At 43.1% G+C, this 16467-nt stretch carries 12 protein-coding genes; all 12 read right to left on the bottom strand.

Features of this window, described 5'->3' with window-relative positions; genetic code table 11:
- Positions 1–147: 147 nt before the first annotated feature.
- The gene (locus LDO37_RS11330) at positions 148–1791 is read right to left on the bottom strand and encodes a methyl-accepting chemotaxis protein (RefSeq protein ID WP_126608376.1); all 1644 of its coding nucleotides are present in this window, start codon (positions 1789–1791) and stop codon (positions 148–150) included.
- Positions 1792–2127: 336 nt separating this feature from the next.
- Positions 2128–3402 (bottom strand): sensor histidine kinase, encoded by a 1275-nt coding sequence (locus LDO37_RS11335; RefSeq protein WP_126608377.1) that lies wholly within the window; start codon positions 3400–3402, stop codon positions 2128–2130.
- Complete coding sequence (locus LDO37_RS11340) at positions 3386–4060, bottom strand: response regulator transcription factor (RefSeq protein ID WP_101115219.1); 675 nt, start codon at positions 4058–4060, stop codon at positions 3386–3388. Before LDO37_RS11340 ends, LDO37_RS11335 begins: the two co-directional genes overlap by 17 nt.
- Before the next feature lie 236 nt (positions 4061–4296).
- Positions 4297–4608, bottom strand: a complete 312-nt coding sequence (locus tag LDO37_RS11345) for a Rho-binding antiterminator (protein ID WP_126608378.1) — start codon at positions 4606–4608, stop codon at positions 4297–4299.
- Between the two features lie 134 nt (positions 4609–4742).
- Entirely contained in the window at positions 4743–6047 is a 1305-nt protein-coding gene (locus LDO37_RS11350; protein ID WP_126608379.1) for an inosine/guanosine kinase, read from the bottom strand.
- A gap of 307 nt (positions 6048–6354) precedes the next feature.
- Positions 6355–7329: an ABC transporter permease gene (locus tag LDO37_RS11355; RefSeq protein ID WP_101115215.1), complete on the bottom strand. Its 975-nt coding sequence runs from the start codon at positions 7327–7329 to the stop codon at positions 6355–6357.
- Positions 7330–7340: 11 nt separating this feature from the next.
- Positions 7341–8438, bottom strand: coding sequence for an ABC transporter permease (locus LDO37_RS11360; RefSeq protein WP_101115214.1), 1098 nt, complete (start codon positions 8436–8438; stop codon positions 7341–7343).
- A complete protein-coding gene (locus LDO37_RS11365) occupies positions 8438–9979 on the bottom strand; it encodes an ABC transporter ATP-binding protein (protein ID WP_126608380.1) in 1542 nt (513 codons plus the stop codon). Before LDO37_RS11365 ends, LDO37_RS11360 begins: the two co-directional genes overlap by 1 nt.
- Positions 9980–10271: 292 nt before the next feature.
- Positions 10272–11270: a BMP family lipoprotein gene (locus tag LDO37_RS11370; RefSeq protein WP_101115212.1), complete on the bottom strand. Its 999-nt coding sequence runs from the start codon at positions 11268–11270 to the stop codon at positions 10272–10274.
- A gap of 218 nt (positions 11271–11488) precedes the next feature.
- On the bottom strand, positions 11489–12685 hold the full coding sequence (locus LDO37_RS11375; protein WP_185829840.1) for a hybrid sensor histidine kinase/response regulator: 1197 nt from the start codon (positions 12683–12685) through the stop codon (positions 11489–11491).
- Positions 12672–15350: an ATP-binding protein gene (locus LDO37_RS11380; protein ID WP_224055200.1), complete on the bottom strand. Its 2679-nt coding sequence runs from the start codon at positions 15348–15350 to the stop codon at positions 12672–12674. Before LDO37_RS11380 ends, LDO37_RS11375 begins: the two co-directional genes overlap by 14 nt.
- Positions 15347–16363: a substrate-binding domain-containing protein gene (locus LDO37_RS11385; RefSeq protein WP_185829919.1), complete on the bottom strand. Its 1017-nt coding sequence runs from the start codon at positions 16361–16363 to the stop codon at positions 15347–15349. The genes LDO37_RS11380 and LDO37_RS11385 overlap by 4 nt, the downstream gene beginning before the upstream one ends.
- Positions 16364–16467: the final 104 nt, after the last annotated feature.

A 16467-nucleotide genomic window follows, 5' to 3' on the forward strand; every position in this document is an offset into this window, starting at 1 on the left:
TTTTTTATTCGTACTAGAACCTATCCTTTCACAATAGCTGACCCGTTAAGCCTCTAAAACGTCAAAAAGCCCTGAGTGATATCACTCAGGGCTTTACTTCTTAACTTGGAGTCTCTCTTCGAGAAAATACTTAAGAGACTAGTAAGCCTATACTTTAAAACGCCCCACAAGGTTATCTAAGCGTTCGCATTGAATAGCCAAGTTCTTAGAAGAATCATTAGCGTCTTCCACTACATGGACGATCTGCTGGCTGTTATCGGCAATTCGCTGAATATTGCTGTTTACGTCTTCACTGACTGTCGTTTGTTCAAATGCTGCTGTTGCGATTTGAGAGTTCATTTCATTGATAATTGAAATAGAACGACTGATTTCATTCAGAGAATTTGAAGCTGTATTCGCCTTCTCAATGGTACGCTCACCACCTTGTTGGCTAGACTCCATCGCCGTTACTGCTTCTTTTGCACCTGCCTGCAATTTCTCGATCATAACCTGGATCTCACCAGTACTATCTTGAGTTTTGCTCGCCAATGCACGAACTTCATCTGCAACAACTGCGAAGCCTCGCCCTTGTTCACCCGCTCGCGCCGCTTCAATCGCAGCATTGAGCGCCAGTAAGTTTGTCTGCTCTGCAATACCACGAATCACATCCAGAATAGAAGCGATGTTAGACACGTCTGAATCAAGCGTATGTATGACCGTACCTGCATGTTCAAGTTCGTCTGCCAGCCCTTTAATAGATGTGACAGTTTGCGTTAAGACATTAGCTGCTTGCTGCACCTCTGAATGCCCAGCTTCACTCGCACTCGCCGCTTCTTGAGCATTTTGGCTTACACTTTCGCTGGTGGCTCGCATTTCATTGATTGCCGCTGCAACCATCTCACTTTCTTGTTGCTGGGAAGTTACTCCCGTCACCACATTTCCAGTGATTTGATTAAATTGATTCATCTCGTTGCGCACGTGATGAGTGGCATCAACAACTTCACCAATTGTGGACTGCAAAGATTGTACAAACGTATTGAAATTTCGACCAAGTTCGCCTATTTCATCCGAAGACTCTACTTCCACACGTTTTGTTAAATCACCTTCGCCTGATGCAATTTCCGCCATGTTTTCATTGAGTCGACGAATCGGTGCAATAATCCACCCTGATAGCAGCCAAGTTAAGAAAGCACCAATTAGAATCGCTAATCCACTGCCCACTTCAAGCGCCAACTCGGAACTTCTTGCAGCTTCATTGGCTTCTGTTCGAAGGTTTGCCTGCACATTTTCAATCGCTTTACGAACTGATTTAAGCTCCTTTCGCATAATCGCAAAATCACTCATTAGACCCGCTTGGTTTTGGCTAAACAGTACTTGAGCCTGCTGTGGGTCAGCGAACATAGTCTCGTATTTATCAATCCATCTCTCTGTTGCTTTGATGAGCTGATCAATGCTTGCTTTCGAGCTCGATGGCAATACTTCTCCATCTAACAAGCTATAGAGGCTTTTCAAACGAGGTAGCGCTTTATAGGCGTTATCTTCGAATTCAAACTTTTGCTTTTTAATTTCTTCCTGATCACCGTTTGCTAGCATCAACCCCTGCGCCGCCGAGATCACTTGGTAGAGATCCCGATAGGCATCTTCGAGTTTTTCCAATACCGGTTGAATATCGTTATTCAAGGTATTATTTGCTCGGTTTTGCGCACCAAACAATTGGACGTTGTATAACGTGATTGAGGAGAATAAAAGAATCATTACCGTAACAGGTAACGCCATTTTCATTCTCAAAGAGAGGTTAGATAACCAATTCATACTTCACCTATATATAGAGTAAATACTCTAAAAATTAATATCACATACCCGCACAGAAACCTGTTAAACGGAGGTAACGAAATTCTATATAAGCGTGACGCTTACCGACGTCACCAGAGTCAAATTAACACCTCAAAACTATGATTAAATTGAGTTACTTTTGACCCGTATCATCTTCCCCTTTTACCGTAGAAAAGCAGCCAAACGTTTGCTTTACATTCATAACAAACATTTATATAACAATGAGTTAAAGACCGACTTTCGCTCTTTCCGTATGGGTGTACTAAATACCACTTATTTTAATTTTAAACAACATTTTTTGTATGGGGATTAGAATTAACTAATGTAGATTCTAACCCTCAAACCTGGACAATTATCTTTAAACAAGAGCTGCGCATGATGCTGTCGGACAACGGCATCAACCAGCGCTAGGCCTATTCCATTTCCAATTTCACTGCGGCTCTTATCTGCTCTAAATAAAGGTTCGCAAACGTGAGGCTTATCGGTATCAGCAATTCCTATTCCCGAATCACTGACAACAACACCTAAACTGTCAACAATCACCTCGATCCGACCATACTCAGGTGTGTACTTCACCGCATTCTCTACCAAGTTAAACAATGCTCGGAACATCAGAGAGCGATCACCAATAAGCTGGCATTGACCATCTTGCCTCAGGGTCATTATTTGCTGTTTTTGTTCAGCGAGCGGTATCAAAAACTCTGTCACATCATGGGCAATTTTGCTCAAGTCTACGACGTCGTCACTGATGACCATTTGCCCACTGTTTAAGCGTGCAATCTCCAACATACTGTTAAAAAGGGCGAGCAACATATCCAATTCGTCTTGGCAAGCCATTAACTTATGAAGTTCTGGTTCTGCCAAACTTTTAGAGTTGGAAAGCTCTTCGAGTCTCAATTTTAAGCGAGCCATTGGCGTTCGCATATCGTGTGCCATACCAATTGAGAGAGTTTTGAGAGTCTCTTCATTCTTTTCCATCTGCTCTATCATAAAATTGAGATGTATTGCCAAAATATCGAATTCGTCATCACTGGTCGAAACGGGCAATTTCACCTTTTTTTCACCACAAAGAAAGCGATTCATCGCATGATTGACCCTATGCAACTTGCGTAGTATCACAATGGCGAATGTTGCTGCACCGATAAACATCAATGTAACGGGTATCAAAACACCGGAAACAATCATCGGAACCACTTGAGATCGGTACGATTGCAACAGCTCGGGTTTGATACCTATTTCTAGCGTACGACCATCAAAAAGAATGACTTGGTTATGGCTTACTTTCTTTCGCACAACAGGGTATGAGGGTGGAATGGAAATACGGTTAATGTGATAGACGAAAGGGCTCTCTGATTCACGCTTTCTAAGGATCAATCTTTCGACTTCGCCAACACCTCGGAGATTGGCTTCGTCAAACTCCTGAATTTCATCTCGAAGTTGCTTGGTTAGTTGCTGCCGGTGAAATGACTCTGAATGAACAAAGACCTGATGAACAAATAAGGAATAGAGCAGAGCAATGGATATAACGAGCAGGAGCAAAATTTTAAAAACGGAGGAACGCGTAAGATCATGATCAACAGCGAAGGACATAACCTGCTCCCCTAACGGTATGGAGTAGATTCGTTCCGCCAACTTCGTCCAGTTTTTTACGAAGATTGGCAATGTGCACATCGATTACGTTAGTTCTAGGATCAAAATGATAATGCCATATCGCCTCAAACAAACGCATTCTAGAAATGACCTGTTCTTCGTTTTCCATGAAATACTGAAGTAGCTGAAACTCTTTAGGTTGCAAATGCAGCTCGTTATCGAGAAAAGTGACCCGATGCGCTTTCAAGTCCAATTTAAGACCTTCGTATTCCAAATAGCTAAGAACTTGAGTTACGGGTTTATGGCGACGTACAATGATATCTGTACGAGCAATCAACTCTGCGAGGGCAAAAGGTTTCGTTAGGTAATCATCACTGCCTGCTTGCAAACCACTGACTCTGTCTTCAACACTGTCCATTGCACTTAAAATTAAGACAGGTACATTGACTTCGGTTGCTCTTATCGCCGCAAGAACCTTCATCCCATCCAATGCAGGTAACATCCGATCGAGAATAATCATTTGATATTCGCAGCTGACAGCCATCATTAAACCTTCTTGGCCATCTCCTGCTTCATCCACGATATAACCATGCTCACGCAGCCCTTGAGAAACAAATTCCCTTGTTGTTGCGTCATCCTCAATCACTAGAATTTTCATGTATTTAGCCTCTAAATCTGACGTGTGAATAGTATCAGACAGAGATTGGAAAAATCTTGTTGCATACCAAAGAATGCGGTTTATGTAGAAGAGCGAGAATTAAAATGAGACAGAAAACGTTGAGGGGCGGAGGCAACAATTCAAGCCTGAAAAAGCTAACTTGTTGAAATTTAATATCTAAACCTTTTCTATTACCTACCTAGCCAACGAGTAAGGGGATACCGCATGAGAAATCATTAAACATCATTAATGTGAATAGTTGTGAAGTGTGGGTTAGGCGTTATTGCGCTCATAGTATGTATATCATCTAGTCGTACAGCGGTTTCCTTGGCGTCCGTCTCATCTACAACCCAGTGTGTGAGAATCAAATACTCAACGCGATCAGCACCTATTTTTGTATTGTGAGCGACGCCTTCTATTTGCTCGCCAGACAACATAGCTAAACTCACTTTCAATTTGAATAGGCATGCCAGCTCAATGAAGTCGTATTTATCGCAACTGATCATAATCGGGTCCACTCCTTGTCGCGTTTCGGTTGAATTAATCATGACACCATACTCAAAGTACCTCAAGGTACCTATACTCAAACCACCTCAAGGTGATAGGTTCTGCGAGAACAAAACAAAAAAACCGCCCAAATAGGCGGTTTTCAAAGTATTGAATTCAAAGTATTAAAACAAAATTAGCGCTCCCAGTATGCCTCTTCCAAGCTATCTTCGCGCTCTGGAAGACCTCGCGATAAACGAGGCGAATGTTGAACTAACACCTCGTAACTTGCGCGGTTCGAATATTTACACACCTGAGAGAAAGAAGAATACGTCAAGTACGGGTACTGATGTTTACTTGAATTCGGCACGTTTTCTTTATGGTAGCGGTTAGCCGCCATGTCATGCAGCAACGCTGATAGTGCTGCATCGCCTGCGCCATTGGTGTTCTTTATTTTTTCCGGCCCCCCCATATAAGGTGCGATATGCGAATACACCTTAATAGGGTTAGCGGTATTGGCTTTTAGCACCGGTCGGCTAAACTCGTAGCGGTTGAATTCTGCAATAGCTCCAGGCAGCAGCGGGAGTGACGTTTCCCGTTTTGCTGTGTCTTCGGCAAAGCCAGCCATGTATAACCCAACCGGACCTGCTGTGCATAGCACTAAATCGACCCAATCAAGTGTTTTATCGGAAGCTAAAAGCGGATCGCTTTCCCCTGTTAATGCTTCTGCTTCATCTTCATTCATCGCTACCACTGATACATGGTCATGCAAAAATGTTTGCCAGAATTCAGGGTCGTCTTGAATAACGTATTTTGTTCCCAGCGTGAGAACTACTGGCACGTCGTATTTTTTCGCGTATTCGATAGCTTTCATTGTTGCTTCAGGCATAGGATCGCCAGGCTTACAACGCACAAGATAAGCGGTCAGCACCAGTGCAGAAGCTTTTTTGAATATGGCTTCTGGGATGTTATCAGGCTTCAGCTGATTCATATGACCTTCACTGATTGCAAAGGTACGTTCACCGTCTTCGCTGATTAATGCGAAGCAGCGACCAATAGCTCCATTCACGCCTTGCAAGTAATTCAGATCCATCCGGCTAGATGTATTACATAGGTACCGATAACCGTAGCTTCCGATTTTGATGTCTTGGCTCATTACCCCTAGCAGGATAGATTTGTCATCGGCAAGAACCGAGTAATTGTGTAGAGTATTTCCAATCGTACCACCAGCAAACTCGTTGGTGACTAACCCTTGGTCTTTTAACTCGTTGTACAAATTCTCTGCCGTTTCATCGTCTATAACCAGTGAGTGTCCCTTACTCAAAGAAAACTTTTCGATAAATTCATCGCTTACTTTGGCTTCAATATCCACGAGAGTCTGGTCAATACCAACAATGTGAGTGCGTGCCATTTTCTTGCTTTCTTGCGCTTGTGTCACCAGTGGATCACGCGCGTGCACTGGGAAGTAATGTTTAGATTTTCTTTGACCGGGAAACTTCATAATCAATAAAACTTATTAAGGGACAAGTTGGGAGCGCGATTGTAGCTCGCATGTTAATGAGCGGCAATATCACCAAAAAAGGCAAACGTTTGCTCGTTAATTTAAAGAACTTTATACCGATTTAGCGCAAATTCCAGTTTAGCTTTCTTTTTTGCTTTTCTTAAATCAGTGAACCAATTTGAATTTATGTAGAAGTATAGGTCATCTTCCATTCTGAATCGTTTAGTCGATAAAAAAGCCAATTGATTCCTCAACTGGCTTTTAGCGGGTAATTGAATAGATTCAAAAAAATCTATTTATTGATTCCCTATCGCTCTTTAGTGTATGGCTTAGCAATCGCTTTAGGGGCAACGGCTTTTCCGATGAAACCAGCTAAGAGAACAACGGTTAAAACGTAAGGCAACGCAGAGAATACTTGGGTTGGAAGTACACCAACTAGTGGGATTTCTACACCTTGCATGCGCGTTTCCAGTGCCGATAAGAAACCGAACAGTAAACAGGCGAAAAACGCTGCTTTAGGATGCCATTTACCAAATATCACCGCCGCCAATGCAATATAACCTTGCCCTGCCGTCATTTCCTTACCAAAACCTGCGTTCTGGGCGGTAGAGAGATAAGCACCAGCCAATCCACACAATACACCTGTCACGAGTACGGCTCTAAAACGTAACGAGAATACTGAAATACCCGCCGTATCCACTGCATTAGGTTCTTCACCAACAGCACGTACGCGTAAGCCGAAGCGAGTTCTAAACAATACCCACCAAGTCGCAATTACCGCAACAAACGCAAGGTAGACAAGAATGTTATGCCCAGAAATAAGTTCAGAGTAAATCGGACCAATAACAGGGACATTTTCGCCTAACCACTGCGCACCAGGTAAATCAATAGGTAAGAAACGCTGGTCGTTATGCAGTGTTGGCGTTTGACCGCCTCTAGAGAACCATGCGTGCCCAAGGGTTATCGTCATCCCGGAAGCAAAAAAGTTGATTGCCAAACCGGAAATGATTTGGTCACCCTTTTGAATGATTGACGCATAACCATGAACCAGCGCCAATAGAACAGACGCGCCAATACCTGCCAATAACCCCAACCAAGGAGAACCAAGTGCATAAGCCGTTGCTGCAGCAACAAAGGCAGAGAACAACATCTTGCCCTCAAGACCAATATCAGCAATACCAGATCGCTCTGAAAATATCCCAGCCATAGCAGCAAAGATAAGCGGTATAGCCAAACGAATCGTCGAATCAAAAGTGGACAATAGCCAGTTAAAAATTTCCATCGTCACACCTCCTATGCTTTCGCTTGACGAGTAAAGAGCCGCTCTACTGGCTCGCGAATAAGCCTGTCCATCGCGCCTGTAAAGAAGATAACCAAGCCTTGGATAACCATGATGAGCTCAGGGTTCAAGCTCGGCATTTCAAATTGCAGCTCGGTTCCGCCTTGATATAAAGCACCAAACAAAATCGCCGCAATGATGATGCCAACAGGGTGATTCCGCCCCATAAGTGCTACAGCGATGCCTATAAATCCAAAGCCACCGGTGAAGTTTAGAATGAGGCGGTTATGCGCACCAAACACTTCATTAACAGCCATCATGCCCGCTAAGCCACCAGATATGGTCATCGCGATAATGATGATCCTCTTTGCATTAATACCTGCATATTCCGCAGCAGACGCATTTTGCCCAACGACTCGGATGGCATAGCCCAAACGAGAGCGGAACAATAACAGCCATACTAACCACGCCATGACTAACGCAATAAGCAGCGATGGGTTAAGTAGGGAAAATGGCAATTCAAACCCGTTTGCAGCGCCCCATTCATGCAGCTTAGGGAACACCGCTTCAGGGTTGAAATAACGTGAATCTGTCGAGTTACCGCCATATTTAGCAATATGCTCTACCAAGGCGTACCCCATCACAGAAAACGCAATAAAGTTGAACATGATGGTGGTAACAACAATGTGCGATCCACGCTTAGCTTGTAGGTAACCAGGGACTGCACCCCAAAGCGCACCAAAGGCTGCGGCAACAATAATCGCTAGCGGTGCCATCAACCAGACAGACAAAATGCCATCAAGCAATAACATTAATATGCCGATACCTAAACCAGCGATATACGCTTGCCCTTCACCACCGATATTGAATAAACCAGCGTGAAAAGCCACAGCCACGGCAAGCCCCGTGAATATAAAGTTTGTCGAGTAGTAAAGCGTGTTACTTAAGCCACCATATTCGAGGTTAGTCGCTCCTTGAATCATGACAGAGAATGCCGCCACAGGGCTTTCTCCAACCAATAACACGACGAGGCTAGATACCACCAAAGCGAGAATCAGCTGAAGCAGCGGAACCAGCGCTACATTTACCCATCCAGGTACGGTCTTGTTCATTATGCTTCTCCTTCAGCACTGGCATTGGCCATGAGCAGACCAAGACCTTTCTCGTCGGTTTCGCTCGCTTTAACTTCACCCGATATCTCACCGTCGACCATTACAATAATTCGATCAGATAGAGACATTATTTCGTCCAACTCTGTGGAAACAAGAAGTACCGCAGCACCGTTATCTCTAGCTGCAATAATGTTTTTATGAATAAACTCGATAGCACCAATATCCACACCACGCGTCGGCTGACCAACCAAAATGACATCGGGATGTTTCAACATTTCACGCGCGATAATCAGCTTCTGTTGATTACCACCGGAAAAATTAGCGCTTTTAAGATAAGGGTCGACGGGTCTTACGTCATATTGCTCCATCATGTCGCGCGTGGCACCATCAATGGCTTTCAAATCAAGAAGTTTAGAGCCGTATTCTTCATTATGATGGAAGCCAAGGATGGCATTTTCTGCCGCCGGCATAGTTTTCACCAGTCCCTGCTTGATACGGTCTTCCGGTATGTGACCAATACTCAGTTCACGCATAAGTGCAGCATCACGGTTTACTGATGAGGTAAATTGATGTGAACCTTTGGAGGTCGACACTCTCAGCTCGCCTTCTTGAGGTACCAACGTGCCAGAAAGGACATGAAGAAGCTCTGACTGACCATTACCAGAAACACCTGCCACTCCAAGGATTTCTCCCGCTTTGACGTGGAAATTAAGGTTCTTGAGACGCTTGACGCCACGATCATCAAAATAGCTGACATCTTTCACATCAATGCGCGTTTCTTCTGGCTCAGCTTCTGATTTATCGACATTGAGAAGAACCTTACGACCCACCATTAGTTCTGCAAGTTCTTGCGGATTGGTTTCAGCTGTCGGTCGATACGCTACCATCTCACCTGCTCGCATAACGGATACATTATCCGTTACCGACATAATTTCTTTTAGCTTATGGGTGATCAGTATGATGGTCACACCCTGCTCTTTTAAGGTGCGTAAAATATCAAAAAGCTGCTCAGTTTCTTGTGGTGTAAGAACCCCCGTAGGTTCATCCAAGATAAGAATACGGGCACCACGATACAGCGCTTTTAATATCTCGACTCGTTGCTGTAAACCAACAGGCAACGAGGAAACCAGCGCGTGGTTATCAACTTCTAGACCGTACTTCGTTTCAATTTCATGCAATGCCTGTTCAGCATCTTTTGCGCTATGAGAAATCAAGCTGTGGCTTTCAGCGCCGAGCATAATGTTCTCAATAACCGTAAAGGTTTCTACCAACATGAAATGCTGGTGAACCATTCCGATTCCAAGATCGATGGCGTCTTGAGAGTTTTTTATGGCAACTTGCTTTCCATCAACGTGAATGGATCCCGAATCCGCTTCATAAAAGCCGTACAAGATCGACATTAGCGTCGATTTACCCGCACCGTTCTCCCCCACAATGCCGTGAATGGTGCCTGGCTGGACAGCAAAATTAATATCTTTATTTGCCCAAACCGCGCCAAAGCGCTTATTAACGAGTTTTAACTCAATGGCAGGACTGCTCATTCTCTCTCCCTGAGTGACTGAATGAATCGATAACTAACGTTGGTTTTGATGTGTATCTTTGCAACGACAAATCTTTAGACTTTAAGATTATAAATGCGACTTTTGAAAAGCTCATTGAATTCAATTCACTGAATTCTTTATTCATTTTCACCGCTTGTTCTCGCAATATAACTCAGTAACATCTGCCACAGCACCACCAATATTGATAATTATATTTATACTCAATACTTGGGGCTCAGAAACTAAAAAGCCGGACACAGATCAGCCATGTCCGGCATTTCTTACTACTATATTAGTAAGTACAAGCGCTATTTGAGAAGTAATCGTGGACAACTACTTTACCAGCGATAATGTCGTCACGAATTTGCTCTACTTTCGACGCCATGTCTGGACCAATCAGGCTGCCATTGTGCTCATCAAGAGCCCACGCTACACCTTCTTCTTTCAGACCTAGAGATTGAACACCTGAAGTAAATTTACCTGCGTAAGCATCCATGAATGCATCTTTAACAGCGACATCCACACGCTTAACCATAGACGTAAGCATCACGCCAGGGTGAAGGTGGTTTTGGTTTGAATCTACGCCGATCGCGTATTTTTTCTCGTCAACTGCGGCTTGATAAACACCAACGCCAGTACCACCAGCTGCTGCGTAAACAACATCAACACCTTGGTCGAACTGAGACTTCGCTAGCTCTGCACCTTTCGTTGGGTTGTTCCATGCGGCAGGCGTAGAACCTGTCATGTTTTGTACAACTTTCGTGTCTTTGCTGATGTATTTCGCACCTTGCTCATAACCACAAGCAAACTTACGAATTAGAGGGATATCCATGCCGCCGACAAAGCCAACAGCGTTTGATTCACTCTTCATTGCCGCTAGAGCACCTACAAGGAAAGAACCTTCGTGCTCTTTAAACACAACACTACGAACGTTTGGAAGGTCTACCACTGAATCGATAATAACGAAATTCGTTTTTGGAAATTGCTTCGCTACTTTTTCAACGATAGGTGCTTGCTGGAAACCAACTGCCACAATAGGATCATGACCACGTTGAGCCAAACGCAACATTGCTTGCTCACGTTGTGCTTCGTTAGTGATTTCAAACTCACCGTACTTAATTCCCGTGTCCTTCTTAAATGCTTCCGCACCATTGTAAGCCGCTTGGTTGAAAGATTTATCAAATTTACCGCCCATATCAAAGATAACTGACGGTTTAAAATCTGCTGCTTGAGAAGCAAAAGTTGCTAGTCCAAGCGCTACACCTACCGCGACTGACTTAAAGGTCATCATCCAATTTCTCCATGTCATTTGGTATAAAGTAGTAAAATTAGCACCTATCCCCAAATACCTGTGTAATTATCGCCCAATTTTTTACAGATTCTTGACATGATTCACGACTGTGAAGAAGAACATATTCAATTCGAACAATAGTTAATCGTTTGCGCAAATATTTTGAGCACAATTCTTGTATACAAAATCAACAATTCGTTCACAACTTGAAACATTCATTAGGATATTTCGCATGGAAAACAGAAGGTAAAGCGAGCTCCTTTTGATGATTTTATCAGCTCAATGCGCCCTTTTAGGTATTGAGTAACCAAAATATAGGCAACATGCAATCCTAACCCGACGAACCCTTGGCTCCTCTCTGTCGTGATAAAGGGTTCAAATAACGTTTCCTCGACATCAGAAGACACCCCCTTACCATCATCACTGTAATCCACTTCTAATTGCCCATTATTGTGGCGCACATTGACCCAAATCTCCCCTTGCTTATCTCCAGAAAATCCATGGTGATAGGTATTGGTTACCAACTTTTGTAGCACATCATGCACTATCCAAGTATTGAGTTTGACGGTCAGTGCAGGGTCGCACTCAACATTAAAGCTTACACCGAGCTCTTCCCTCGTTGCGACCGATTCCAACCCTTCTGTCATAAAGCGCCCTACATTAACCGGCTGAACTCGGGTTTCGGCACCAACGGCGTCGAGTTCTCTAAATGAATCGATTAAACGGGATTGTTTCGATGTGTTGTTAAGACCGATCGTGGTGAAATCACGGATAGATTCTAACGTTGAGACCATATTACTCTTAGAAAGAGCACCACTTTCAATCGAATTTTCTAACGTATCAATTGTGTCTCGAATAGCTGAAAAAGTACTGATGCAATTCCCTATAGGCGTATTCATTTCATGAGCAACACCCGAGACCAATTTAGCCAGTGAGGCCATTTTCTCAGATTCCACCAACTTGTTTTGCGTACTTCTTAGCTGATTTATTGCATCCGTCTTTTCTTGAACTAAATTCTCCAGCTCTCTTTTGGATTGACTAATGCTCAAATGATTTTGCACGCGAGCGATCAGCTCTTTCTTTTGAAAAGGTTTGCTTATGTAATCCACTGCACCAGAAGAAAAGGCTTTTTCTTTTGCATCTTGGTCTGTCAATGCCGTAAGAAAGATGATTGGAATATCAACGAATTCAGGGTTGCTGTTAAGAATTTGGCAAACTTCAAAGCCATTCATCTCAGGCATATTTACATCCAAAAGAATCAATGAAGGCTTGATTCTCTCAACCCGGCTTAATGCAGTTTTACCATTATTTGCAGTGGCAATCTTATAACCCAACTCTTTTAAAAAGCCGGAAGCGACACCTAAATTTGATGGGCTATCGTCCACTATAAGTATTGAAATATCATGGTCGCTCATTAATGTAATCATCCACCATATCGATTATTTTCTGATCATCAAACTCGTGAGCGAATTTAACGACACGTTCTGTAAACTCAGGGAAGTCGGTCGCAAGAGGCTGCACCATCTCTTGGATATCATCGATAAAACCATCGACGGCTAACGTTCGAATATTGGAAAGCACTTCCCCGCTAGGTACTCTAATTTCCCCTTCTACTTCAATAGATTGTGACTGCAATGCTACTGCGCCATTCATCACCCTACTCACGTTAGTATAGGCGAGGAATCTTTTAAGCTCTTCAATAAGGCTATCTCTATCAACAGGTTTCGTGATGTAACCTTCACAGTGCTTTATGTGACTTTCGAGTGACTCTGATAATGCAGACGCTGTTACTGCAATGATTGGAATATCCTGATAACGAGGGTCATCCTTCAATATTTCAGAGGCTTCTCGACCATCCATATTGGGCATTTTTATGTCCATCAAAATTAGATCAGGTGTACTCTTCTCTACTCTTTCTAGCATTTGGATGCCATCGTCCGCATAGTCAATCGTGAATGGGAAATCCGTTAAGAACTGAGCCAGAATTTCTTGGTTGTAATCCACATCATCCGCTATCAAAATTTTGGCTGGTTCAAATGAAACAATGAGGTTTTCATCTACTGGAGCATCTTCTCCTTCAATGGCTGTAGCTGGCTTAACCAATGGCAGAGTTACGGTAAACGTTGTACCTGAACCAAACTCACTGGAGACCGAAATTTGCCCACCCAACAATTCAATTATTTGTTTGCTAATAGCAAGACCTAAACCTGTCCCACCAAAGCGGCTTTCCGTTGCTTCTGCCTGTTCAAATGACCCAAATATTTTGTCTATCTGGTCTTTTTTGATCCCTATCCCTGTATCTTCTATCTCAAATTCCAACCTAAAGTCTTCTTCAACGGGAATGGCTCGAGCCGTAACCTTCACATAACCTTGCGTGGTGAACTTTACGGCATTACCAATCAGGTTGATGAACACTTGCCTTAGTCGATTTTCGTCCATGAGCAGGCTTTCAGGCATGCCTTTTTCAATTTCATAGATAAGTGCAAGATTACTACTGGTTGCCTTGTGGTCGAACATATCGTGCAACTCTTCAAACATTTTGGGTACAGATGTCGGCGCCATATGAAACTCTAGTTTACCGGCTTCCACTTTTGATAAGTCCAAAACGTCATTAATAAGATGAAGAAGAGCTTTGCCTGAAGTTCTGATTTTATTAATGAAGTTGAGCTTTTTAGGATTGGCTTCTTCCGAATGAAGAATTTCAGAAAACCCAAGAATCGCATTCATCGGAGTGCGAATTTCATGGGACATATTTGCCAAAAACTCCGACTTAGCTCGGTTCGCTTTTTCAGCGCCTTCTTTGGCTTTCTCCATTTCATTAACTGCATGGCGTAACTCTTCAGTTCTTAACATCACCCGATCTTCCAGCTCTTCATTGAGCTTTCTCACTTTTCTTTCAGCGACATCTCGCTCCTGAATCTTCAAATTTAGCTCGGTGATGTTGTCTTTTATGGCGCTTTGCATGAAATAAAAATTACGGGCTAACTCACCAAATTCGTCACGTCGGGTAATGTTGATTTTGTGATTGATGTTTCCGTTAGCAATCGCACTAAAATCTTTAATTAGTTGGGATATAGGCTCAATGAAAGAACGCGCCATTAATATTGCAATCGCAGCAGCTAACAAAACGAGTACCAAACCAGAAACAATCAGTAACACAGCAACACGCTTAGTGGCATCTTCTATCACTTGCTGAGAAATAGAGGTAACCAAATACCCAAGTACAACACCTTTATCTTTTATCGTGGAGGCGAGCCCCGTGTGAATTTGTCCATCAATGTCTTTAAGATCTAACTGTTTTTTTCCTGTACCAATGCGAATATCGTCCTCAAGCTTTGTAAACAAATTAGAACCGTCAATCCGATTTCTAGATTCGTCGTATAGCGAAATTTCTACCCCTAGATCCACTTCTTGAATCGCCAAATCAAAATCCCAGCTCCTTTGCAATACCAGTACACCACCATTATCGAGCTCGAAGCTGTAGCTAATGCCTATACTGCCGTCCGACAGTGTTGTTAATTCCGTACGAGGAGAACCGACGAATTTCTTAGGAAAGTTAAGAATGGGTTCGATGTCTTTTTTACGCAGAAAGTTACGCGAGTCCCAGCGAATCAAGGTCGTTTCATTGATGATGATCCCGTCTAATTGACCATTAAATTGCGCATAGAGATAGTTAACATTTTCATCAAAAACGGGAGAAGAAGAGTTAGGATCAGCCGGTAAATAAATCGCATAGCTGGAAATATCGTAAAGGCGTGAAAACTCAAGTAGGTACTCGCGAACATCTGGATAGAAAGTGAGTACACCGATAAAATCTTCAGCGGTAAAAATGCTACCTCGCTCAACACCCATTAAGAATTGTGTAGAGCCGCTATTGCGAAACGCTTCATATTGGCGATGAATATGAGGGAAATCATCTGAAATTCGTCTTTGTAGAGAACTCGTGGCGTTATGCAAACGCGCCTCGTTTTGACGATTTATTTCACTTCTCATCAACACATTAGAAGCGACAATCGAAAGCACGATTGTGAGTGCAACCAACAGTGGAGTAAAAACAAAAAGTTTGGTTTTAAAGGTCATTCAGCCTTCCAGCTATTTACTAGATTCTTTCGTAAAAAATGAGCAACATTTTCTTGATTGACGACGACCGCGCCAATATTCACCACCTCAGGAAGCAGGGTGATACCAATGGATGAGATATCATTGGCTACCGGAATATCCTCGTCTACTCGATTGTGGTAGTCCTCCAACAAGGAAATGGAGAGATAACTCATCATGGCTGTTTTCGCGACGATCGAGGAATCAATCACACCGCCTTCAATAAATTCGAGCACCGTGTCCTCTCGATCATGAACCACTATTGCTAAGTCTTTGTCCATTAATCCAAGCTGACCTATCGCATTTCCTATCCCTACACCAGAGCTGGAGTTCAGCCCTATTAACCCGCTAATATCTGGGTGATCACGCAAGAGCTTCATGGTGACTTGACTCGCTTGATCGGTATTGGTTTTATCGTCCACTTCGGCAACGATTTCCCATTCCGTATTTTTTAACCCATCGATGACGCCTTGTTTTTTTAAGGCTGTATTACTGGCTAAATTAAGAACTAAACCGAGCTTACCTTTGTTGCCACCAATACGTACGAGCTCGCGGGCGGTTAGGAGACCTGCCTGATAGTTGTCCAGACCAATGTAAGTATTGGCATTGTGGTTTTCAGGCGCCGCTTCAATAGCAATAACTTCAATGCCTTTCTTTCTTGCTTCCACTATCAATGGCAAAACATTATCTACCCAGAGAGGGACGATAATGCCGTCAGGATTGGCGGCAATAGCGGTTTCCATCGCTTTATATTGAGCATTCCAATCCGGCCCCTGCGGTCCTAGCGTGGCAATATTCACATTCAGTTTCTTGCTGGCGTATTTAAATCCTAACTTGATATCACGAACATAAGGATGAGCTAAAAAAGCGCCTACAAAATAATAGGTTCGTTTGCTGTTTTCTTCTGCGATCACATTGGGGATAGAAAAGACAAGCAAAAGAGCAGGCGCTATGAGAATTCGCGCCAAGGCTTGTTTAACAAGAGCTATCAGCATAGTAAGTTCCATCTCAATCATACCTTTCATTCAGTATAGACAGTCATCACGCATTATGTGTAAATTACCAATAGATTGAACATGTTGAGCTGTTAAAGAAAAAT

It is taken from the genome of Vibrio penaeicida (genome assembly GCF_019977755.1).
Lineage (GTDB): Bacteria > Pseudomonadota > Gammaproteobacteria > Enterobacterales > Vibrionaceae > Vibrio > Vibrio penaeicida.